General features: G+C 72.4%; 21 protein-coding genes and 1 pseudogene. 11 read left to right on the plus strand and 11 right to left on the minus strand.

Annotated features, from left to right (window positions below; genetic code table 11):
* Nucleotides 1-11 precede the first annotated feature (11 nt).
* The gene (locus ACIQWA_RS28925) at nucleotides 12-383 is read left to right on the plus strand and encodes a GntR family transcriptional regulator (RefSeq protein WP_402487479.1); all 372 of its coding nucleotides are present in this window, start codon (nucleotides 12-14) and stop codon (nucleotides 381-383) included.
* Between the two features lie 189 nt (nucleotides 384-572).
* Here ACIQWA_RS28925 and ACIQWA_RS28930 read toward each other — a convergent pair whose 3' ends face one another.
* The 4 genes from ACIQWA_RS28930 to coxB all read right to left on the minus strand — a co-directional run bounded on the left by ACIQWA_RS28930 (nucleotide 573) and on the right by coxB (nucleotide 5,057).
* Nucleotides 573-1,829, minus strand: coding sequence for an Ig-like domain-containing protein (locus ACIQWA_RS28930; protein WP_402487481.1), 1,257 nt, complete (start codon nucleotides 1,827-1,829; stop codon nucleotides 573-575).
* A gap of 179 nt (nucleotides 1,830-2,008) precedes the next feature.
* Entirely contained in the window at nucleotides 2,009-2,431 is a 423-nt protein-coding gene (locus ACIQWA_RS28935) for a cytochrome c oxidase subunit 4 (protein ID WP_360227923.1), read from the minus strand.
* The gene (gene ctaD, locus ACIQWA_RS28940; protein WP_402487483.1) at nucleotides 2,431-4,206 is read right to left on the minus strand and encodes a cytochrome c oxidase subunit I; all 1,776 of its coding nucleotides are present in this window, start codon (nucleotides 4,204-4,206) and stop codon (nucleotides 2,431-2,433) included. The genes ACIQWA_RS28935 and ctaD overlap by 1 nt, the downstream gene beginning before the upstream one ends.
* Nucleotides 4,203-5,057, minus strand: coding sequence for a cytochrome c oxidase subunit II (gene coxB / locus ACIQWA_RS28945; RefSeq protein WP_360227928.1), 855 nt, complete (start codon nucleotides 5,055-5,057; stop codon nucleotides 4,203-4,205). Before coxB ends, ctaD begins: the two co-directional genes overlap by 4 nt.
* Before the next feature lie 369 nt (nucleotides 5,058-5,426).
* On the opposite strand from coxB, the gene ACIQWA_RS28950 reads away from it, so the two are divergent.
* Nucleotides 5,427-6,845, plus strand: a complete 1,419-nt coding sequence (locus ACIQWA_RS28950; protein WP_402487485.1) for a cysteine desulfurase/sulfurtransferase TusA family protein — start codon at nucleotides 5,427-5,429, stop codon at nucleotides 6,843-6,845.
* A 10-nt stretch (nucleotides 6,846-6,855) separates the two neighbouring features.
* Here the strand turns inward: ACIQWA_RS28950 and ACIQWA_RS28955 are convergent, their stop codons facing one another.
* The gene (locus ACIQWA_RS28955; protein ID WP_360227934.1) at nucleotides 6,856-7,830 is read right to left on the minus strand and encodes a carbohydrate kinase family protein; all 975 of its coding nucleotides are present in this window, start codon (nucleotides 7,828-7,830) and stop codon (nucleotides 6,856-6,858) included.
* 301 nt (nucleotides 7,831-8,131) lie between these two features.
* Between ACIQWA_RS28955 and ACIQWA_RS28960 the strand changes: the two genes are divergently transcribed.
* Nucleotides 8,132-8,341, plus strand: coding sequence for a hypothetical protein (locus tag ACIQWA_RS28960; protein WP_360227937.1), 210 nt, complete (start codon nucleotides 8,132-8,134; stop codon nucleotides 8,339-8,341).
* Between the two features lie 91 nt (nucleotides 8,342-8,432).
* Nucleotides 8,433-9,116 carry a hypothetical protein gene (locus ACIQWA_RS28965; protein ID WP_402487488.1) on the plus strand — a complete coding sequence of 228 codons (684 nt, stop codon included), beginning with the start codon at nucleotides 8,433-8,435 and terminating at the stop codon, nucleotides 9,114-9,116.
* 88 nt (nucleotides 9,117-9,204) lie between these two features.
* Here ACIQWA_RS28965 and erpA read toward each other — a convergent pair whose 3' ends face one another.
* The gene (gene erpA / locus ACIQWA_RS28970) at nucleotides 9,205-9,558 is read right to left on the minus strand and encodes an iron-sulfur cluster insertion protein ErpA (protein ID WP_030061066.1); all 354 of its coding nucleotides are present in this window, start codon (nucleotides 9,556-9,558) and stop codon (nucleotides 9,205-9,207) included.
* A gap of 244 nt (nucleotides 9,559-9,802) precedes the next feature.
* On the opposite strand from erpA, the gene ACIQWA_RS28975 reads away from it, so the two are divergent.
* On the plus strand, nucleotides 9,803-10,666 hold the full coding sequence (locus tag ACIQWA_RS28975) for a GNAT family N-acetyltransferase (protein ID WP_402487489.1): 864 nt from the start codon (nucleotides 9,803-9,805) through the stop codon (nucleotides 10,664-10,666).
* Nucleotides 10,667-10,743: 77 nt separating this feature from the next.
* Here the strand turns inward: ACIQWA_RS28975 and ACIQWA_RS28980 are convergent, their stop codons facing one another.
* Nucleotides 10,744-12,111, minus strand: a complete 1,368-nt coding sequence (locus ACIQWA_RS28980; RefSeq protein ID WP_360227945.1) for a pyridoxal-dependent decarboxylase — start codon at nucleotides 12,109-12,111, stop codon at nucleotides 10,744-10,746.
* Nucleotides 12,112-12,305: 194 nt separating this feature from the next.
* Complete coding sequence (locus tag ACIQWA_RS28985) at nucleotides 12,306-12,770, minus strand: Lrp/AsnC family transcriptional regulator (RefSeq protein WP_270147404.1); 465 nt, start codon at nucleotides 12,768-12,770, stop codon at nucleotides 12,306-12,308.
* Nucleotides 12,771-13,211: 441 nt separating this feature from the next.
* Between ACIQWA_RS28985 and nadA the strand changes: the two genes are divergently transcribed.
* On the plus strand, nucleotides 13,212-14,396 hold the full coding sequence (nadA, locus tag ACIQWA_RS28990) for a quinolinate synthase NadA (protein WP_402487492.1): 1,185 nt from the start codon (nucleotides 13,212-13,214) through the stop codon (nucleotides 14,394-14,396).
* Nucleotides 14,397-14,623: 227 nt separating this feature from the next.
* On the opposite strand, the gene ACIQWA_RS28995 is transcribed toward nadA, so the two are convergent.
* Together ACIQWA_RS28995 and ACIQWA_RS29000 are read right to left on the minus strand one after the other, a co-directional pair.
* Nucleotides 14,624-14,923 (minus strand): hypothetical protein, encoded by a 300-nt coding sequence (locus ACIQWA_RS28995; protein WP_402487494.1) that lies wholly within the window; start codon nucleotides 14,921-14,923, stop codon nucleotides 14,624-14,626.
* 34 nt (nucleotides 14,924-14,957) lie between these two features.
* Complete coding sequence (locus ACIQWA_RS29000; RefSeq protein WP_402487495.1) at nucleotides 14,958-15,773, minus strand: PspA/IM30 family protein; 816 nt, start codon at nucleotides 15,771-15,773, stop codon at nucleotides 14,958-14,960.
* 301 nt (nucleotides 15,774-16,074) lie between these two features.
* Here ACIQWA_RS29000 and ACIQWA_RS29005 point away from each other — a divergent pair, with 301 nt between their 5' ends.
* Together ACIQWA_RS29005 and ACIQWA_RS29010 are read left to right on the plus strand one after the other, a co-directional pair.
* The gene (locus ACIQWA_RS29005) at nucleotides 16,075-16,668 is read left to right on the plus strand and encodes a DUF3043 domain-containing protein (RefSeq protein WP_360227957.1); all 594 of its coding nucleotides are present in this window, start codon (nucleotides 16,075-16,077) and stop codon (nucleotides 16,666-16,668) included.
* Between the two features lie 158 nt (nucleotides 16,669-16,826).
* Nucleotides 16,827-17,567: a methyltransferase domain-containing protein gene (locus ACIQWA_RS29010; protein WP_360228946.1), complete on the plus strand. Its 741-nt coding sequence runs from the start codon at nucleotides 16,827-16,829 to the stop codon at nucleotides 17,565-17,567.
* Between the two features lie 26 nt (nucleotides 17,568-17,593).
* On the opposite strand, the gene ACIQWA_RS29015 is transcribed toward ACIQWA_RS29010, so the two are convergent.
* Entirely contained in the window at nucleotides 17,594-17,794 is a 201-nt protein-coding gene (locus ACIQWA_RS29015) for a hypothetical protein (protein WP_402487498.1), read from the minus strand.
* A 105-nt stretch (nucleotides 17,795-17,899) separates the two neighbouring features.
* Between ACIQWA_RS29015 and cobU the strand changes: the two are divergent.
* The 3 genes and pseudogenes from cobU to ACIQWA_RS29030 all read left to right on the plus strand — a co-directional run.
* Nucleotides 17,900-18,472, plus strand: a pseudogene (cobU, locus tag ACIQWA_RS29020) (bifunctional adenosylcobinamide kinase/adenosylcobinamide-phosphate guanylyltransferase); the annotation flags it as partial.
* Between the two features lie 11 nt (nucleotides 18,473-18,483).
* Nucleotides 18,484-19,599 carry a nicotinate-nucleotide--dimethylbenzimidazole phosphoribosyltransferase gene (locus tag ACIQWA_RS29025; protein ID WP_402487499.1) on the plus strand — a complete coding sequence of 372 codons (1,116 nt, stop codon included), beginning with the start codon at nucleotides 18,484-18,486 and terminating at the stop codon, nucleotides 19,597-19,599.
* 197 nt (nucleotides 19,600-19,796) lie between these two features.
* The gene (locus ACIQWA_RS29030; RefSeq protein ID WP_402487596.1) at nucleotides 19,797-20,588 is read left to right on the plus strand and encodes an adenosylcobinamide-GDP ribazoletransferase; all 792 of its coding nucleotides are present in this window, start codon (nucleotides 19,797-19,799) and stop codon (nucleotides 20,586-20,588) included.
* Nucleotides 20,589-20,794 lie beyond the last annotated feature (206 nt).

Raw genomic sequence — 20,794 nt, forward strand, 5'->3', positions numbered from 1 at the left:
AGGAGCCACCCGTGCAGCTGTCCGTCGACCCCGCCGCCGCCACTCCCCCGTACGAGCAGATCCGCGCCCAGATCGCCGAGCAGGCCCGCTCCGGCGCGCTGCCGACCGGGCTGCGGCTGCCTACCGTCCGGGCCCTCGCCGAGGAGCTGGGGCTGGCCGCCGGAACGGTCGCCCGGGCCTACAAGGAGCTGGAGGCGGACGGCGTGGTGGAGACCCACGGCCGGCGCGGCACCCTGATCGCGGCCGCCGGGGACGCCGCCCACCGGCTGGCCGCCGAGGCCGCCACCGAGTACGCCGAACGCGCGAACCGGCTGGGCCTGTCCCACCCGGACGCCCTGGCCGCCGTGGTCACCGCCCTGGGCCTGGCCTACCCGGAGGCCTGAGGGCCCTCCCGAACCACCGGAGGTGCCCTAGGGCGTGTCTGACAATTCGCGTCGGATCAGCGCGCGGCGTTGGGGTGCGTGCATCGCAAGGCGGAGGAGGGAGTCCATGCGGAGCATCGGCGACTGACGACAACGCGGCGAGGTGCGTGCCCCGGCGTCGCGCGCCCGGCGGGAATTGTCAGACACGCCCTACACCTCGGGCCGCATCATCCCCGCGGCGGGGGCCTGGCCGGCCGGGACGGTGGTGCTGAGGGGCTGTCCGAGGGCGCTGTGCTTGACCCAGTCCGTCCAGGAGACGTTCCAGTCCCCGAAGCCGTTGCCGAAGGGCTCCATGGTGGCGCCGCGGCTGTTCACCACCGTCACCAGGTCCCCCACCCGGGTGTTGTCGTAGAACCACTTGGCGTTGTCGGTGCTCATCCCGGTACAGCCGTGGCTGACGTTCTCGTAGCCCTGCGAGCCGACCGACCAGGGCGCCGCGTGGACGTACTCGCCGCTCCAGGTCACCCGGGTGGCCCACAGCACCTCGAGGTCGTACGCCTCGGAGCTGCCGGCCGCTATGCCGATCGTCTCGCCGTTCATCCGGACGGAACGCTCCTGGCCGAGCACCACCTTGATGCCGTTGCGGGTGTCGAAGCCGGGCTTGCCGGTGGTGACCGGGATGCTCCGGACCGTCTCGCCGTCACGCTTGAGGGTGAGTTCGTGGGCGGCCGCGTCGATCACCGACTCGACCCGCGCGCCGATCCGCAGCCGCAGTGCGCTGCGGTCGCCGCCGTAGAGGCCGTCCGAGATCCGGCTGCCGGTGCCCTCGAAGGCCAGCGAGACGGTCGTGCCGGCCGGCCAGTAGTCCTCCGGGCGGAAGTGCAGGTTCTTGTCGTCCACCCAGTACCAGGCGCCGGTGACGGCCGGTTGGGAGGTCACGGTCAGCGCCCGTTCGACCTCCTGGCGGGCCTGGGGGTCCTTCACCGGCTCGGAGAGCTGCACGGTGAGCGGCTGGCCCACCCCGTAGACGCCGCTGCCCGAGGAGTCCGGGCCGAGCTTGGCGGTGAGCAGGCGCTGGGCGGCCAGGGTGGAGAAGTTCTGGGTGGTGTCGCCGCGCCCGTTCCGGCCGTCGTCGGCGGAGATCCGCACGGTGTACGCGGTGTTCGCCTTCAACCGGCCGGTGGTCTGCCAGCTGTGCTGGTCGTCGGCGAGCTTGCCCTCGACCACCCGGCCGTCCGGGCCGACCACGGTGACGTCGGTGAGCCGGCTGCCCGCCACCGCGGTGACGGTGACCGGCTTGGAGGGGTCGGCCTTGTCCTCGGCCGAGAGGTGGACGAGGGGGCCCGCGTCGATCCGGTGCGGCCCGGCGGCCTCGTCCCCGCCGGAGGAGCAGGCGGCCAGCGGGGCCAGTACTGCCAGGGCCAGCGAGATACTGCCGATGCCTGCGATTCCGCGCCTGTCGGCCATGACCGCCTCCGAGGGGTTCGCACGATTCGTACGATTGATCAGATCGTAGGAACACCCTGGAACGAGCGACATCCGAGCGGCCCCGCGTTCACCCGGGGGAGTGAGTCGGTCACCCCCGGGACGCAGCAGGGCCGGTCCTCCCCTTTCGGGAGGACCGGCCCTGTCTCCTGAGGCGGAACCTACTGGTTCTGGTTCTCGCCCCGGTAGAACTCGAAGACCCATCCGAAGATGCCGATCAGGATGATCGGGGCGGCCCAGAACATCAGCCACCAGCCGAAGATCACGCCCAGGAAGGCCAGCGCGCCACCGAGCGCCAGCGAGAGCGGCTGCCAGCTGTGCGGGGCGAAGAAGCCCAGCTCGCCGGCGTCGTCCGCGACCTCGGCCTCGGGGTTGTCACCCGCGCCGCTGTCCACCCGGCGGGCGGTGAAGGCGAGGTAGTACCCGATGAAGGCGCAGAGGCCGAAGGCCAGGAACAGCGCGGTGGTGCCCGCCGCCTCCAGGCCCGGGCCGTCCTTCGCGTTGTTGGTCCACAGGCCGTACGTGATGGCCATCGCCAGCACGAAGACCGACAGGCCCAGGAAGATCTTTCCCTGTTCCTTCATCAGGCGTCACCCTCCTGCTTGCCCTTGCTGAGCTTCGGGGCGTCGTACTTCGCCGGGGTCACACCCGCGAGGTGCTTGGCCGGCTCGCCGTGGTTCTCCAGGTAGTCCAGCGCGGCGATCTCCGGGTGGTGGAGGTCGAAGGCCGGGGATTCGGAGCGGATCCGGGGCAGGGTGAGGAAGTTGTGCCGCGGCGGCGGGCAGGAGGTCGCCCACTCCAGGGAGCGGCCGAAGCCCCACGGGTCGTCCGCGGTGACCTTCTCGCCGTACTTGGCGGTCTTCCAGACGTTGTAGAGGAACGGCAGGATCGACAGGCCGAGCACGAAGGAGCCGATGGTCGAGACGGTGTTCAGCGTGGTGAAGCCGTCCGAGGCCAGGTAGTCGGCGTAGCGGCGGGGCATGCCCTCGGCGCCGAGCCAGTGCTGCACCAGGAAGGTCGCGTGGAAGCCGAAGAACAGCGTCCAGAAGGTGATCTTGCCGAGGCGCTCGTCCAGCATCTTGCCGGTCATCTTCGGCCACCAGAAGTGGAAGCCGGCGAACATCGCGAAGACGACGGTGCCGAAGACCACGTAGTGGAAGTGGGCGACGACGAAGTACGAGTCCGAGACGTGGAAGTCGATCGGCGGCGAGGCCAGCAGGACACCGGTCAGACCACCGAAGAGGAAGGTGACCAGGAAGCCGACCGTCCAGAGCATCGGCGTCTCGAAGCTCAGCGAGCCCTTCCACATGGTGCCGACCCAGTTGAAGAACTTCACACCGGTCGGGACCGCGATCAGGAAGGTCATGAAGGAGAAGAACGGCAGCAGCACCTGCCCGGTGACGTACATGTGGTGCGCCCACACCGTCACGGACAGACCGGCGATCCCGATGGTGGCCGCGATCAGGCCGGAGTAGCCGAACATCGGCTTGCGGCTGAAGACCGGGATGATCTCCGACACGATGCCGAAGAACGGCAGCGCGATGATGTACACCTCGGGGTGGCCGAAGAACCAGAACAGGTGTTGCCACAGCATCGCCCCGCCGTTGGCGGGATCGAAGACGTGGGCCCCGAACTTGCGGTCCGCCTCCAGGGCGAACAGCGCGGCGGCCAGCACCGGGAAGGCCAGCAGGACCAGCACCGAGGTCAGCAGGACGTTCCAGACGAAGATCGACATCCGGAACATCGTCATGCCCGGAGCGCGCATGCAGATGATCGTGGTGATGAAGTTGACCGCACCGAGGATCGTGCCGAAGCCGGAGAAGGCCAGACCCATGATCCACATGTCGCCGCCGACGCCGGGCGAGTGCACCGCGTCCGACAGCGGGGAGTAGGCGAACCAGCCGAAGTCGGCGGCGCCGTTCGGGGTCAGGAAGCCGCAGACCGCGATGGACGAACCGAAGAGGTACAGCCAGTACGCGAACATGTTCAGACGCGGGAAGGCCACGTCCGGGGCGCCGATCTGGAGCGGCATGATCCAGTTCGCGAAGCCCGCGAACAGCGGGGTCGCGAACATCAGCAGCATGATCGTGCCGTGCATCGTGAACGCCTGGTTGAACTGCTCGTTCGACAGGATCTGGGTCCCGGGACGAGCCAGCTCGGCGCGCATGACCAGGGCGAGGATGCCACCGATCAGGAAGAAGGCGAACGACGTGCCCAGGTACAGGGTGCCGATCGTCTTGTGGTCAGTGGTGGTCAACCACTTGATGATGGTCGAACCCGGCTTGCGGGTCCGCTGCGCCCCGACCGTGACGGCCTCGGCGCCCCCGCCGGCCGCGGCGGGCTCGTTGAGGATGGTCACTTCTCTTCACTTCCCATGCTGATGAGGCCGGAAGGCACCGCACCGTTCTGGCCCTTGGCGCGAAGGTCGGCCAGGTGCTTGTCGTAGTCGGCGCGGTCGACGACCTTGACGTTGAACAGCATGCGCGAGTGGTCGACGCCGCAGAGCTCGGCGCACTTGCCCATGTAGTCGCCCTTGACGGTCGGGGTGACCTCGAACTTGTTCACCACGCCCGGCACGACGTCCATCTTCATCATGAAGTTGACGGGCCAGAAGTCGTGGATCACGTCACGAGAGGTCAGCCGGAACTGCACCGTCTCGTTGACCGGCAGCCAGAGCGTCGGAACGTCCTTGGGCGTACCGACTTCGTACGCGGCGTCCTTGTTGGCCGGGTCGGGGGTCTCGGTGTTCTCGTAGTTGAACGCCCAGCTCCACTGGAAACCGACCACGTTGACGTAGTGCTGCGGCTTCGCGGAGACATGCGTCAGCTTCGCCTCGTCGCGGGCGACGAAGTAGAAGAGGACCGAGACGATGATGATGGGGACCGCGGTGTAGAGCGCCTCGATGGGCACGTTGTACCGGGTCTGCGGGGGGATCTCCACGCCGGTGCGCTTGCGCCGGTGGAAGACCACGCTCCAGATGATCAGACCCCACATCAGTACGCCGACCACCAGCGCCGCGATCCAGGAGCCCTGCCACATCTGGAGGACCATGGGTCCTTCCTTCGTGACCGGACTCGGGAGGCCAAGCCTGGGGAGGTCGTTGGCCGAGCAGCCGGTGGCGGTCGCGATGACGAGGCCCAGTGCCAGCGCCTGAGGCAGCTTCCGCCGCATCGTGCGCCGCGGCGAGCGGTCGGAGCCGTTGGGACTCACGTAGCGCCTTCCCGAAGTCTCGCCCGCCTTCGCGTCGCACCGGGAGGGGAGTGTGAGCCCCTCCGGCGACCCGTCCACGGGCACGGTTTGAATGCTTATGCGGGCCAAACCCTACTCCAGCCTTATGCGCTCCTGACGGGCAGCCCCCGGTAACGCGCCGCCCGGTCGCCCGATCAGGCCCGGCAAGCGCTGCGTCGCAGGTCATCCCAGGCATTCGAGGTCCTTACGCCCGTTCGGGGGATGACCTCGAACAACGCGGGTGACGGCCCGTCGGTACCGGACGAAGCGGACATTCGGGGTGATCGACTGACGGCCGGTGAGCAATTCGGACCGAGCCCCAGGGGTCCGGGTGTGTCGTTAAATGTGACCGTGTACTTCGACGTGGCTTCGACGGCCCCTCTGCACCCCGTCGCGCGGCAGGCCCTGACCGCCGCCCTGGACGAGGGCTGGGCCGATCCGGCCCGGCTGTACCGCTCCGGCCGGCAGGCCCGGATGCTGCTGGACGCCGCCCGCGAGACGGTCGCCGCCGTCCTGGGCGCGCGGCCCGACGAGATCTCCTTCACCGCGAGCGGGACGCAGGCCGTCCAACTCGGGCTGCTGGGCGGCCTGGCCGGGAACCGGCGGCGCGGCGGGCACCTGGTGCACTCCGCGGTGGAGCACTCCAGCGTGCTGCACGTCGCCGAACGATGGGGGTCCCCCCGGCCGGAGGCCGGCGGAGGAGCCGGCGGCGGCGAGGTCTCGGTGGCCCCGGTGGACCGCACCGGGCGGGTGGACCCGCAGGCCTTCGGCGCCCTGCTGCGGACCGACACCGCGCTGGCCGCCCTGCAGAGCGCCAACCACGAGGTGGGCACGATCCAGCCGGTCGGCGAGGTCGCCGAACTGTGCGCCGCGGCCGGGGTACCGCTGCTGGTCGACGCCGCGCAGAGCGCCGGACGGATGGACGTCCCGGCGGGCTGGTCACTGCTGACCGCGAGCGCCCACAAGTGGGGCGGGCCGCCTGGGGTCGGGGTCCTCGCCGTGCGCAAGGGCGTCCGGTACGCCTCCCCGCTGCCGGCCGACGAGCGCGAGGGCGGGCGGGTGCCCGGCTACGTCAACGTCCCCGCGATCGTGGCCGCGGCCGCCTCGCTGCGCGCCGTCCGGGCCGAGGCCGAGCAGGAGAACGCCCGGCTGCACGCCCTGGTCGAGCGGATCCGCAGCCGGGTGCCGCAGCTGGTGCCCGAGGTCGAGGTGGTCGGCGACCCGGTACGGCGACTGCCGCACCTCGTCACCTTCTCCTGCCTGTACGTGGACGGCGAGGTGCTGCTGACCGAGCTGGACCGGGCGGGCTTCGCGGTCTCCTCCGGCTCCTCCTGCACCTCCTCGACCCTGACGCCGAGCCACGTGCTGGCCGCCATGGGCGTGCTCACCGAGGGCAACGTCCGGGTCTCGCTGCCGTACGGGACGGCCGAGGCCGACGTGGAGCGCTTCCTCACCGTGCTGCCGGAGGTGGTCGCCGGGGTGCGCGCACCGCTCGGGCTGGACCTGCCGGCGCCGGCGGGCGCCGCCGGGCCCCTGCTCGTCATCGACGCGCTCGGCAAGCGGTGCCCGCTGCCGGTGATCGAGCTGGCGAAGCGGATCGGCGAGGTGCCGGTGGGCGGCACCGTCGCCGTGCTGGCGGACGACGAGGCGGCCCGGCTGGACGTCCCGGCCTGGTGCGGGATGCGCGGCCAGGAGTACGCCGGGGAGGCCCCGGCCGCCGACTACGGCGGCGACCGGGGCGCGGCCTACCTGGTGGTGCGCCGCTCCTGAGCGGGGTCCACTAGACCAGGTGGGTGCGGATCTCCGCGGCGGCCTCGGCCCCGTAGGCGTCCTCGAACCGCTTCAGGAAGGCGGCCGGGCGCAGGTCGTACTCCTGGGTGCCGACGGTCTCGATCACCAGGGTGGCGAGCATGCAGCCGAGCTGGGCGGCGCGCTCCAGGTCGAGGCCCCAGGACAGGCCGGACAGGAAGCCGGCCCGGAAGGCGTCGCCGACGCCGGTCGGGTCGACCTTGGCCTCCTCGGCCGGGCAGCCGACCACGATCGGGGCCTCGCCCTTGCGCTCGATCCGCACGCCCTTGCTGCCCAGGGTGGTGACCCGGGTGCCGACGCGGGTGAGCAGCTCCTCGGCGTCCCAGCCGGTCTTGGACTCGATCAGCGCGGCCTCGTACTCGTTGGTGAAGAGGTACGAGGCGCCGTCCACCAGCTCGCGGATGTCCTCGCCGTCCAGGCGGGCCAGCTGCTGGGAGGGGTCGGCGGCGAAGGCGTAACCGCGGGTGCGGCACTCCTGGGTGTGGCGGACCATGCCCTGGGGGTCGTCGGCGCCGACCAGGACGAGGTCGAGGCCGCCGACGCGGTCGGCGATCGGCTTGAGCTCGATGTTGCGGGCCTCGGCCATGGCACCGGTGTAGAACGAGGCGATCTGGTTGTGGTCCTCGTCCGTGGTGCACATGAAGCGGGCGGTGTGCCGGGTCTCGGAGATGTGGACGGAGTTGCAGTCCACGTTGTTGCGCTCCAGCCAGCTGCGGTACTCGGCGAAGTCCGCGCCGGCGGCGCCGACCAGGATCGGCCGGAGCCCGAGCACGCCCATGCCGAACGCGATGTTCGGCGCGACGCCGCCGCGGCGGATGTCCAGGGCGTCGACCAGGAAGGACAGCGACACGGTGTGCAGCTGCTCGGCGACGAGCTGGTCGGCGAACCGACCGGGGAACGTCATCAGGTGGTCGGTGGCGATCGAGCCGGCGACGGCGATGCGCACGGGGGTCTCCTCAGGATGGCAACAGGGCCAGCGGGGGCGAATGAACCCACCCACGGTACCCGTCCGGCACAGCCCGCCAGCAATAGTCCCGCAAGCTGCCGGTCGCCTTCCCTGCCATGGTGGCACCCGGGACCCTCGAACGTGTACTACCTCCGGGTAGCACTGGTGGGCCCACCGGGCCGGGCCTAGGGTCGGCCTCATGGAGCCCCGCCGCGACCGGGCGGGCCCCGTCGTCGACCGCGGTGATGCGGCCGCGGCCCTCGAACGGCCCTTGAACGGTTCTTGATCGGAGCGATGCCCGATGATGTCCGACCGATTCCCCCCGAGCGCCCGCCGGGCCGACGCGGACGCCGAGACCCTCGACGCGCTGGTCCGCTCCTCCCGCCGGCTGCGCCGGTTCTGGCCGCTGGTGACGGCCGGGCCGGAGCCCGCCGCCCCCGCGTCCGTCGGCGTCCGGGTGCCGTCCGGGGCGCAGCGGCTGGTCGCCGGGATGGCCGAGTACGGCATGTGAGGACCGGGGAACCGGATCCGACCGGGGCACGTCACATCCGCGCGGTGCGGCCGAGGAGGCGGCGCCGCTGAGCCCTCGGGAGGATGTGCAGATGGATCTGGAGACGATGCCCCGCCGCGGTCGGCGGGCGGTGGCCCTGGCGGTGGCCGCGCTGGCGGCGGTAGTGACCCTGGCCGGTTGCAGCGGTGACGGCAAGGGCTCCGGGGACTCGGCGGCGAGCAGCGCCACGGCCTCCGCGAGCAGCTCGGCCTCGCCGAGCGGTTCCCCGACGGCCCCGGCGGACTCCGGCTCGCCGTCCGCGCCGGCGCCCGCGGGGGCCCCGTCGGGCAAGGCGACGCCGACCCCGGCCGAGCCCGCACCCGGGCGGCCCACGACACCGGCCACTCCCCCGGCCAACGGGATCGCCCCCGGGGAGCCCAACCCGGCCGGTGGCGGCCCGGCCAACTCCAACGTCCGGCCGCCGACCGGCTACCGGCTGGACGGCAGCAACAAGCTGACCGTCTACTTCTTCGGCGGGGTCTGCACCACGTACGCGGTGAAGGCGGACGAGTCGCAGCCGAACCAGGTGGGTGTGGTGATCGTGCCGGGCCCGCCGACCGTCCAGCCCGGGCACGTCTGCACCGCGATGGCCAAGCGGCAGGCCGTCTCCGTCGACCTGCGCTCGCCGCTGGCCGGGCGGACGGTGGTGGACCGGACGAGCGGCCAGGAGGTGCCGCTGGAGGGCGACGCCCACGCGGGCCCGGACCCGGTCACCCCGGACGGCGCCGCGCGCTAGCGGCCGGTGCCGGAGACGACGGAACGCGGAAGGCGGCCCCGGGGAGTTCCCCGGGGCCGCCTTCCGCGTTCGAGACCCGCCGTCAGGCTTAGCTGAACGAGTCGCCGCAGGCGCAGGAGCCGGTGGCGTTCGGGTTGTCGATCGTGAAGCCCTGCTTCTCGATGGTGTCGACGAAGTCGACGGTGGCGCCACCCAGGTACGGGGCGCTCATCCGGTCGGTGACGACCTTGACGCCACCGAAGTCCTTGATCACGTCGCCGTCGAGCGAGCGCTCGTCGAAGAACAGCTGGTAACGCAGGCCGGAGCAGCCACCGGGCTGGACGGCGACGCGCAGCGCGAGGTCCTCGCGGCCTTCCTGCTCCAGCAGGGCCTTGACCTTGGCCGCGGCGGCATCGGTGAGGAGGATGCCACTCTCGACGGTGGTCTCGTCCTGGACGGTCATCTGCTTTCTCCCGGTCTTGACGACGGTCTGCCGCCAGTGCCAACCACCGACCGCCCGGATTCATTTCCCGGACGGCGGGGGATTTCTACGGCCTGTTCGACGGCTGGTTCTCCGTGGGCCGGGCGCGTCACCCGGGCCTCTACGCTCCCCATGCTCGCACAACCGGGGCGGACCGGGCACCGCCCGCGTCACGGATCCGGTCGAACGGGCCCCACGGCCGCCCGCCGGACGCCAGGATGGCGGCATGATCCTTCGCCAGGTCAGGGACACCGCAGCGGACGCGGAGGTCGTCCAGGAACTGTCCCTCGCCGCGTTCGCCGGACCGTCCGACGACCCCGCCCGGCCGGCCCGACCGACGCCGCTGCAGCTGGCCCGGACCAGACACCTGGCGCGCACCGACCCCGGCGGCTGCTGGCTGGCGGAGAGCGGCGGGCAGGCGGTCGGGGTGGTGCTGTCGATGCGCCGCGAGGGACTGTGGATGCCCTCGCTGTTCGCCGTCCGGCCGTCGGCCCGGGACCGGGGGGTCGGGCGGCTGCTGTTCGAACGGGCCCTGGCGCACGCCCGGGGCTGCCTGCGCGGGATGGTCTGCGCCTCCGACTCCCCCGCGGCGGCCCGCCGCTACCGGCTGGCCGGCTTCACCCTGCACCCGGCGATGCGGTTGACCGGGCGGGTGGACCGGGACGGCCTGATCGACCCCGGCGACATCCCGGTGCACCGCGGCAACGCCACCCACCTGCACCTGCTGGACTCGGTGGACCGGCGGCTGCGCGGGTCCGCGCACGGTCCGGACCACGAGCTGATGCTCGGCCACTTCGAGGAGCTGCTGGTCGCCGACGCGCTGGCCGGCAGCGGCTACTGCTACCGGGACGGCGGCACGGTCCGGCTGCTGGCGGCCACCAGCAAGCGGATCGCGGCCCGGCTGCTGCGCGAGGCGCTGGCCCGGGTGCCGGACGGGACCGAGGCCCGGGTGGAGTACCTGACCGCCGAGCAGGAGTGGGCGCTGGACGTCGGGCTGGAGGTCGGGCTGACGCCGGAGACCGGTGGCTTCGTCGGGGTGCGCGGGATGCGGCCGCCCGCGCCGTACCTGCCCAGCGGGGCCTTCCTGTAGCCCGGCGGGAACGCGTACGGCCCCACCGGGGGCGGGCCGGTGGGGCCGTACGGGCGGGCGGGCGGACGGGGCCCGGATCAGGCCATGGTGTCCAGGATCTCCCGGACCATCTCCATGGTGGTGCCCGGGTGCAGGAAGGCGAAGCGGGCGACCGTCTCGCCGTCCCAGCCGGTCGGGGTGACGAAGCCGATCTGGTCCGCGAGCAGCTGCTGCGACCAGCGGTAGTAGTCGTCGTTGGTCCAGCCCTTGCGCTTGAAGCAGACCGCGGAGAGCTGCGGGTCGAACAGCAGCTCCAGGTGCTCGGTGTCGCGGATCAGCTGGGCGGTGTCCCGCGCGAGCTGGAGGCCGGTCTCGATGGCGTCGGTGTACGCCTGGACGCCGTGGACGGCCAGCGAGAACCAGAGCGGCAGGCCGCGGGCGCGCCGGGTCAGGTGGTAGGCGTAGTCGGTGGGGTTCCACTCGTCGCCGTCGGTGTGCAGGACGTCCAGGTAGGAGGCGTCCTGGGTGTGCACGGCACGGGCGAGCTGCGGGTTGCGGTAGATCAGCGCGGCGCAGTCGAAGGGGGCGAACAGCCACTTGTGCGGGTCGACCACGAAGGAGTCGGCGTGCTCGATGCCGTTGTAGCGCTCGCGCACCGACGGGGCGAACAGGCCCGCGCCGCCGTAGGCGCCGTCCACGTGGAACCACAGGTCGCGCTCGCGGGCGACCTCGGCCAGGCCGGCCAGGTCGTCGACGATGCCCTCGTTGGTGGTGCCGGCGGTGCCGACGACGGCGATCACCGTCTCCGGGTTCGGGTCGGCCGCCAGGGCGGCGCGCAGTGCCTCGCCGGTGAAGCGCCGGTTCACGGTCGGGACCTTGAAGGCCTCGACGCCGATGATGTTGAAGGTGTTCTTGACCGAGGAGTGCACCTGGTCGGCGACGGCTATCCGCAGCCGGGCCTCCGGCCCGACGCCGAGCTTGCGGCGGGCGGTGTCGCGGGCGACCACCAGGGCGGACAGGTTGCCCGCGGAGCCGCCGGAGACGAAGCAGCCGCCGGCCGAGGCGGGCAGCCCGGCCCGGTCAGCGATCAGGCGCAGCACCTGGTTCTCGGCGGCGATGGCGCCGGCCGCCTCCAGCCAGGAGATGCCCTGCAGGGAGGCGCAGGAGACCACCATGTCGAACAGCAGCGCGGCCTTGGTCGGGGCGCACGGGATGAAGGACAGGTAGCGGGGGCTGTCGGCGGAGATGACCGCGCGGGACAGCTCGTGGTCGTACAGCTTGAGGACGTCGGCCGGGTTGTTGCCGTCCTGGTTGAGCAGGCCGGCCAGCTGGGTGCGCAGGTGCTCGCCGTCACCGGGGTGGTCGAGCGGGACGGGGTCGTACTGCAGCCGCTCCCGCATGTAGTCGAAAACCAGGTCGACCAGTTCGTTGTCGGGCCGGTGCATGCGGTCGGGTGCTGCGGACACGGCTGTCCCTCTCGGCTGTGGGTGTCGGGGGGATCCGGTCGGCGGGACGCCTCACCGCGCTGACCGGACGTGATCAGCGTAGGCAGCGGGGGCGGTTCCCCGCGCGTCGGAACGCGGCTGGTCAGGCAGCTTTCGAGCGTCTTCGGGGCGGTCCGCGCAGGTTTCCTGCGTGCCCCGGGAACCGGGCCCGGCGATCAGCCGATCAGCTGGGAGAGGACCACCGAGGAGCGGCTGCGCTGCACGCCCGGCTCGCGCCGGATGCGCTCGATGACGGCCTCCAGATGGCGCATGTCGGCGGCCCGCAGGTGCACCAGGGCGTCCGGGTCACCGGTGACCGTCCAGGCGGCGACCACCTCGGGGAACTGGCGCAGGCTGGCCAGGATCTCCTCGGGGGCGGTCCGCTCGCGGCAGTAGACCTCGACGAAGGCCTCGGTCTGCCAGCCGAGCACGGCCGGGTCGAGCACCACGGTGAAGCCCCGCACCACGCCGCGTGCCCGGAGCCGGTCGATCCGGCGGCGCACGGCGGTGGCGGAGAGGTTCACCTGGAGACCGATCTCGGCATAGGAGGCGCGGCCGTCGCTGCCGAGGCGGGCGAGGAGCTGCCGGTCGGTCTCGTCCAGGTCTGCCCCGATCACCTCGTGCGCTCGGCTGCTGGTCATCGGTGCGGGGCTCCACGGGTCGTGCGGTGGGGGTGGGGGGAGCGTCCCGGGCGGCGGGCGGTGCTGTCGCACCCGCCGGCGCCACTGCCGAAACGGTTCGCCACCCATTCTGGCGGATGACCTGAACGAGTTCATCGCGCGCGGATGACCGGGAGAAGGCCATCGCTCCACCGGGCGGGCACCGATCGCCATGCCTGCCGTCGACCGAAGGGCCTCGCCTACGGACCGCCCCCGGGCGGTCTTCATGTTCATGGCCCAGCCCGGCCCGGGGCTTCGAAATATCGATTCGGCCACGGCAGGAAGCATCCGATCCGGAGAGCGGTTCTCGTCACATCGACAGGATGGCCATCGTCACTCTGACGCTAACCGGTTAGAATAGATAGCGTCAGATAGACGAAAAGGCCCCACCGCTCGTTCGGCCGCACAGAAGGGCACCCGCCCGTGACCACCACCATCACCGAGACCCACGGCGTCGACCCCACTCCGACGCCGCTCGCTCTGCTGCTGCTCGGCCGAGAGGCCGACCCGAACAGCGAGCGCGGCGTCGAGTGCCCCGGCGACCTCCCGCCGGCCTCGGACCCGAACCTCGTCGAGCGCGCCCGGGCGGCCAAGGCCGCGCTGGGTGACCGCGTCTTCATCCTCGGCCACCACTACCAGCGCGACGAGGTGATCGAGTTCGCCGACGTCACCGGCGACTCCTTCAAGCTCGCCCGCGATGCCGCGGCCCGCCCGGAGGCCGAGTACATCGTCTTCTGCGGCGTGCACTTCATGGCCGAGTCCGCGGACATCCTCACGAGCGACCGCCAGCAGGTCGTGCTGCCGGACCTCGCGGCCGGCTGCTCGATGGCCGACATGGCCACCGCCGAGCAGGTCGCCGAGTGCTGGGACGTACTGACGGACGCCGGCATAGCCGATGTGACCGTCCCGGTCTCGTACATGAACTCCTCCGCCGACATCAAGGCCTTCACCGGCAAGCACGGCGGCACCATCTGCACCTCCTCCAACGCCCAGCGAGCGCTGGAGTGGGCCTTCGAACAGGGCCAGAAGGTGCTCTTCCTGCCCGACCAGCACCTCGGCCGCAACACCGCGGTGCGGGACATGGGCATGTCGCTGGACGACTGCGTCCTGTACAACCCGCACAAGCCCAACGGCGGCCTGACCACCGAGCAGCTGCGGAACGCCAAGATGATCCTCTGGCGCGGCCACTGCTCGGTGCACGGCCGGTTCAGCCTGGACTCGGTGAACGACGTCCGCGAGCGGATCCCCGGCGTGACCGTCCTGGTGCACCCCGAGTGCAAGCACGAGGTGGTCGACGCCGCCGACATGGTGGGCTCGACCGAGTACATCATCAAGGCCCTGGACGCGGCCGAGCCCGGCTCCAAGTGGGCCATCGGCACCGAGCTGAACCTGGTCCGCCGGCTGGCCAAGGCGCACCCGGACAAGGAGATCGTCTTCCTGGACCGCACGGTCTGCTTCTGCTCGACCATGAACCGGATCGACCTGCCGCACCTGGTCTGGGCGCTGGAGTCGCTGGTCGAGGGCCGGGTGCCGAACGTGATCACGGTGGACCCGGAGACGGAGAAGTACGCCAAGGCCGCGCTGGACCGGATGCTGGCCCTCCCGTAGCCGAAGGCGGGTCCCACCCGCTCGGGGCGGGACCCCCGCCCCGAGCCGAAGGGGCGCGCCGGTGCCGAAAGCGAGGAGCGAGGAGGCCCGAGGAACGAGGGCCTTGGAGCGACGACCGTCGGCACCGGATCCGAGCGCCCCGGAGGCGAGCGGGCGAGTAACAGCGAAGGGCGGGTCCCCTCCGATTCGGAGGGGACCCGCCCTTTCGTCTGGCAGCGGCCGCGCGGCTACTCGTACTCGGGGAAGCCCGGGATGACGCCCTCGCCCTCGGAGAGCAGCAGGGACCGGACCTCGTCGAGGGTCGCCTCGGCACTCGGCAGGATCAGCTCGGACGGCTCCAGCGAGTCGTCCGGCAGCCGGGTGCCGTACTGCTTCACGGCGCTCAGCAGCTTGCCGTAGGCCTGGCGGAAGGTGTCCTCGTCGCCCGACTCCACCGCGGTGAGCAACTCGTCGTCGAGCTGGTTGAGCAGGTTCAGGTGGTCCTCGCCCACCTCGAACTGCCCCTCACCCATGACCCTCATGATCATGCTGCGCTTCTCCTGGTTCGTGGGTGGTTCCAGCTCACTTGTTGTAGTTGATCCGCGGGGTGTCCTGCGGGTGCGAGTCCTGCGACTGCGGCTGCTGGGCCGGCTTGCCCTGCTCGATCGCGGCCGGACCGGCAGCGGGGCCGCCGGACAGCTCGGCCTTCATCCGGGCCAGCTCCAGCTCGACGTCGGAACCGCCGGCCACCCGCTCCAGCTCGGCCTCGATGTCGTCCTTGCGGCCGAGACCGCTGGCGTCGTCGAGCGCGCCGGAGGCCAGCAGCTCGTCGATCGCACCGGCCCGGGCCTGCATCTGCGCCGTCTTGTCCTCGGCACGCTGGATGGCCAGGCCGACGTCGCCCATCTCCTCCGAGATCCCGGAGAAGGACTCGGCGATGCGGGTCTGCGCCTGCGCCGCGGTGTAGGTGGCCTTGATGGTCTCCTTCTTCGTACGGAAGGCGTCCACCTTGGCCTGGAGCCGCTGGGAGGCGAGCGTGAGCTTCTCCTCCTCGGCCTGCAGGGCCTGGTACTGCGTCTCCAGATCGGTGATCTGGGACTGCATGTTGGCCTTGCGGGTCAGCGCCTCGCGGGCGAGGTCCTCGCGGCCGAGGGAGAGCGCCTTGCGGCCCTGGTCCTCGTACTTCGCCGACTGCTGCTGCAGCTGGGTCAGCTGGAGTTCCAGGCGCTTGCGCGAGGTCGCGACGTCCGCGACGCCACGCCGTACCTTCTGCAGCAGTTCGAGCTGCTTCTGGTAGGAGTAGTCGAGCGTCTCACGGGGATCCTCCGCCCGGTCCAAGGCCTTGTTCGCCTTGGAGCGGAAGATCAGCCCCATACGCTTCATGATTCCGTCGCTCATGGGCCTCGGGTGCCCCCTTCTCCGGCCTGCGGTCTTAAATCTCGTTACCAGACACGACGAGTGTATGTGCAGCGAGCCCGTCGCCGCAGTGCACCTGCCTGCAACAAGACTGCTACAGCGACCAGCGGCAGAACCTCATCCCCCGGGTGGATCCGCCTCTCATCCTCCCCATACTCCATCCGATTGATCCCCTACGGGAAGAGCCCGGGAAACCCCGGTCGGAACACGGCCGAACGGATCGATACGCGTTTGGGTCCGAGGGGACCCGTGGTCACGGTGCCGCACCCCGTACGCTGGGGGTGTGTTCCGACGCCGTTCAGATGATGCCGCCGCCTCCGCCACCGTGCTGGAGGACGAGACGCCCCAGGCCCGCCACCCGCAGGCCAAGAAGGGCCGCCCCACCCCCAAGCGCAGCGAGGCCGAGGCCAGCCGGCGCACCCGGGTCGTGGTGCCCAAGGACCGCAAGGAGGCCTCCCGCCAGGCACGCGAGCGGATGCGCGTCGAGCGCGAGAAGCAGCGCCAGGCGCTGATCGACGGCGACGAGCGCCACCTGCCGGCCCGCGACAAGGGGCCGGTGCGCAAGTTCGCCCGCGACTACGTGGACTCCCGCTGGTCGCTCGCCGAGTTCTTCCTGCCGGCCGCCGTGGTCATCCTGGTGCTGAGCATCGTCAAGATCCCCGCCCTGCAGCTGCTGTCCACGCTGCTGTTCCTGCTGTTCTTCGTCCTGGTGATCCTGGACTTCGTCCGCCTCGGCCTCGGCCTGCGCAAGCAGCTGGGCGAGCGCTTCGCCGGGCAGAACACCCGAGGCGTGGTCGCCTACGGCATCATGCGCACCCTCCAGATGCGGCGGCTGCGCCTGCCCAAGCCGCAGGTGCGGCGCGGGGAGAAGCCCTGACCGCCGAACCGGTGGACTCCGGCTGGGCCCCGCCTTCTTGGGAGGGGCCCGGCCTCTACGCACTGCCCGGGCAGGGGGACGGCGGCCACGACCGGCTCGGTCAGGAGCGGCGGCTGCCCTCCCGCAGCGGCTCCTTCGCCGGCGGTACCGCGGCCTGGCTGGACCGGCTCGGCGGACTGCGCAACTTCGTCCGGCAGGAGCTCGTCTCCCGGCAGCTCGCCGAGCAGCTCGCCGGCCGCACCGCCCAGCGGGTCCTGGACATCGGCTGCGGGCAGGGCACCCAGGCGCTGCGGCTGGCCCGGGCCGGCCACTACGTCACCGGGATCGACTCCGACCCGGTCGCGCTCGGCGTCGCCCAGGGGGCGCTCGCCCAGGAGCCGCCCGAGGTGCACGGCCGACTGCAGCTGCTCAGCGGCGACGGCCACCAGTGCGGGCGCTGGTTCGGCCCGCGCAGCTTCGACGTGGTGCTCTGCCACGGCGTCCTGATGTACCTGCCGGACCCGGACCCGATGATCGCCTCGCTGGCCCGGCTGCTGGCGCCGGGCGGGCTGCTCTCGCTGCTGGTGCGCAACGGCGACGCGCTCGCGCTGCGGCCCGCCGCCGCCGGGGACTGGCGGGCCGCCCTGCACGCCTTCGAGAGCGACCGGTACTACAACCGGCTCGGGCTGGCCGCCCGGGCCGACCGGCTCGCCGACCTGACCGTCACCCTCTCCGAGGTCTCGGTGCCGGTCCGGCACTGGTACGGCGTCCGGGTCTTCACCGACAACGCGCCCGACGACGCCGCCCCGCCGGTGGACGGGCGGCAGCTGGCCCAGCTGCTGGAGGCCGAGGACCGGGCCGGCCGCACCGACCCGTACCGGCAGGTCGCCGCGCTGCTGCACGTGATCGGTGCGAAGTAACCACCCCTGACGGGCAGTTGGGTCGGTCAGCCCTCGTGCAGGCTCATCGAGTAGATCACCCGGTCGTCGTCCAGCAGGACGGCGTTGTCCACGCCCTCCTCGGCGAGCTGCTTCCAGCTCTCCCCGATCCAGGTCTCGGCGTCGCCCTGGCCGGCGAACTCCTCCTGCCCGAGGGCCGACGCCACCGCGCTGCCGTCCGCCTTCTCGTACCGCCACGTCCAGACCATGCCCGGCTCCTCCCACTGACGCTGCCTTGTGTGCTGCGCAGGTTAGCCTGCCCGGCCCGATCTTCCGTATGCCTGTCGGGCAGGATGGACGGCATGGCGACGCACCCTCCGCTCCCCCGCACGCTGCTGCTCGGCGGCGCGCGCTCCGGCAAGTCCACCCGTGCCGAGCAGCTGCTCGCCGAGCACCCGGACGTCCTGTACGTGGCCACCGGCGGCACCCGGGACGGCGACGCCGAGTGGGCCCAGCGGGTCGCCCTGCACCGGGACCGCCGGCCGGCGAGCTGGCGCACCGCCGAGACCTGCGACCTGGAGGCCGTACTCGCCGACGCCGAGGACCCGGCGCCGGTGCTGATCGACTGCCTGGCGCTGTGGCTGACCGCCGTGATGGACGAGTGCGACGCCTGGGACGACGACGCCTGGGCGGCCGGCGGCGAGGCCGCGGTGCAGCGCCGCTGCGCCTCCCTGGCCGCGGCCTGGGCCGGAACCCGGCGGACCGCCGTCGCGGTGAGCAACGAGGTCGGCATGGGCGTCGTCCCGGCCACCGCCGCCGGACGGCGCTTCCGGGACACCCTGGGCCGGCTCAACATGGCCGTGGCGGACGCCTCCGAGCGGGTCCTGCTGGTGGTCGCGGGACAGGTTCTGACGGTCAAGCCGAGCCCGCACACCCGCGCCGTGTAGCCTTCCGGACGATGGACACGACCGTGGATCTCGATACGTTCTCCTCGCTCGTCGAGCGCCCCGACGACAGCGCCCGACGGGCCGCCGAGGAACGCTGGCAGGAAGCCGGCCGACCGCGCGGCGGCCTCGGCAAGCTCGAGGAGCTGGGCAGCTGGCTGTCGTCCGTACAGGGGCGCTCCCCGGTGCGGCCGGTCTCGGCGCCCAAGGTGCTGCTGTTCGCCGCCGACCACGGCGTGGCCGCGCTCGGCGTCTCCCGGTTGCCCGCCGACGGCGGCACCGCGGCCCGGGTGCGGGCGGTGCTCGACGGCAGCGCCCCGGTCGCCCGGCTGGCCGCGCGCTACGGCGCCGACGTCCGGGTCGTCGACGTCGCGGTGGACGCCGACCCGGCGGACTTCCCGGACGAGGTGGTCGCCCACCGGATCCGGCGCGGCTCCGGCCGGATCGACGTCGAGGACGCGCTCACCCCGGAGGAGACCGTCCGGGCCTTCCGGGCCGGCATGGCCGTGGCCGACGAGGAGGCCGACGCCGGCACCGACCTGGTGCTGCTCGGCGACCTCGGGGTCGGCTCCACCACGGTGGCCGCCGTCCTGGTCGGCGCGCTGTGCGGGACGGACGCGGCCGCGGTGTGCGGGCGCGGCTCGGGCATCGACGACCGGGTGTGGATGGTCAAGTGCGCCACCATCCGGGACTCGCTGCGACGGGCCCGCCCGGTGCTCGGTGACCAGCTGGCGCTGCTCGGCGCCACCGGCGGGGCGGACTTCGCCGCGATCACCGGCTTCCTGCTCCAGGCCGCCGTCCGCCGGCTGCCGGTGGTGCTGGACGGCGTGGTCTCCTCGGCCTGCGCGCTGGTCGCGCAGCGGATCGCCTTCCGGTCGCCGGAGTGGTGGCGGGCCGGGCAGTCCAGCGGCGAGCCCGCCCAGGCGAAGGCGTACGACCGGCTGACCCTGACGCCGTTGCAGGACCAGGGGATCACCCTGGGCGAGGGCGTCGGCGCGGTCCTCGCGCTGCCGCTGCTCCAGGCCGCGGGCGACGCGCTCGCGGACGAGGTGCCCCGGCCGTTCGTGCCCTCGGCGCCGAAGGAGCAGCCGAAGCTGCCGTCGGCCGCCGACCTGCTCAGGAAGCTGTAGCGGCTGCCACGGGGGCGGGGGCGTCGGAGGTCGGCTCCCGGTCCGTGGCCTTCCGCTTCGCGCGGTTCCCCGCGCCCCTACTCCGGGGCGCGGGGATTCTGCTTGTCGGGGGGCTTCCACTGGTCAGGGCGAGCCCCGGTGCGGTTCGGGTGCGGTTCGGGTGCGGTTCGGGTGCGGTGGAGGAGCGAGTGGGAGCGATGGCCGACGGCGGCGAGCGGGCGACCTGGGGCGAAGGACTGCGGTTCGCGTTCGGGACGCTGTCGGTGCTGCGGGTGCGGGTCGAGCGGTGGGACCGGGCCGCGGCGGCCCGGGCGATGACGGCGGCGCCGGTGGTCGGCCTGGTGCTGGGCGCGATCGCGGCCGGGGCCGGCGCTCTGGTGGCCTGGCGGGCGGGCGGACCGCTCGCCGCGGTGACGGCGGTGGGGGTGCTCGCCGCACTGACCCGGGGACTGCACCTGGACGGCCTGGCGGACGTCGCCGACGGCCTGGGCAGCGGCAAGCCGGCCGAGGACGCGCTGCGGATCATGAAGCAGTCCGACATCGGCCCGTTCGGGGTGCTGACCCTGCTGCTGGTGCTGCTCGCCCAGGTCGCCGCGCTGGCCGGACAGTTCGGGCAGTCGGCGCCGCGCGGCGCCCTCGCGGTGCTCGCCTCGGCGGTGGCCGCGCGCTGCGCACTGGCCTGGGGCTGCCTGCGCTCGGTGCCGGCCGCCCGCCCGGGCGGGCTGGGGGCGATGGTGGCGAGCACCGTCACGCCCGCCGCGGCCGCCACCGGGACGCTGGCCGCCGCGCTCGCCGTGGCCGCGGCCGGACTGTTCGACGGATGGTCAGCCGTACGCCTCCCGCTGGCCGTTGTGCTCGGTGTCGGCTGCTCCCGGCTGCTGCTCACCCGGTGTGTGCGCCGGTTCGGCGGGATCACCGGGGACGTGCTCGGCGCGACGGCCGAGACCGCCGCCACCGGGACGCTGTTCGCCCTGGCGTTGCTCGGCTGACACCGGGCGGCGCGTGATCCCACCATGCGGACTACCATGCGTGAAGCACCGCAGCCCTGCACCGTGGCAGGTCCTGCCCGCCCGGCGCGCACCGAGGAGCCGGGGCCTCTGGTGTGCGCGGCCACTCCGGCGGACGCGCGCGCCAGGGGGCCCGGACCCGCAGGGCCCGCCGGCGGACGGCCTGCGACGGCGGGCTGCGCCGGTGC

The organism is Kitasatospora sp. NPDC098652, from assembly GCF_044760155.1.
Lineage (GTDB): Bacteria > Actinomycetota > Actinomycetes > Streptomycetales > Streptomycetaceae > Kitasatospora.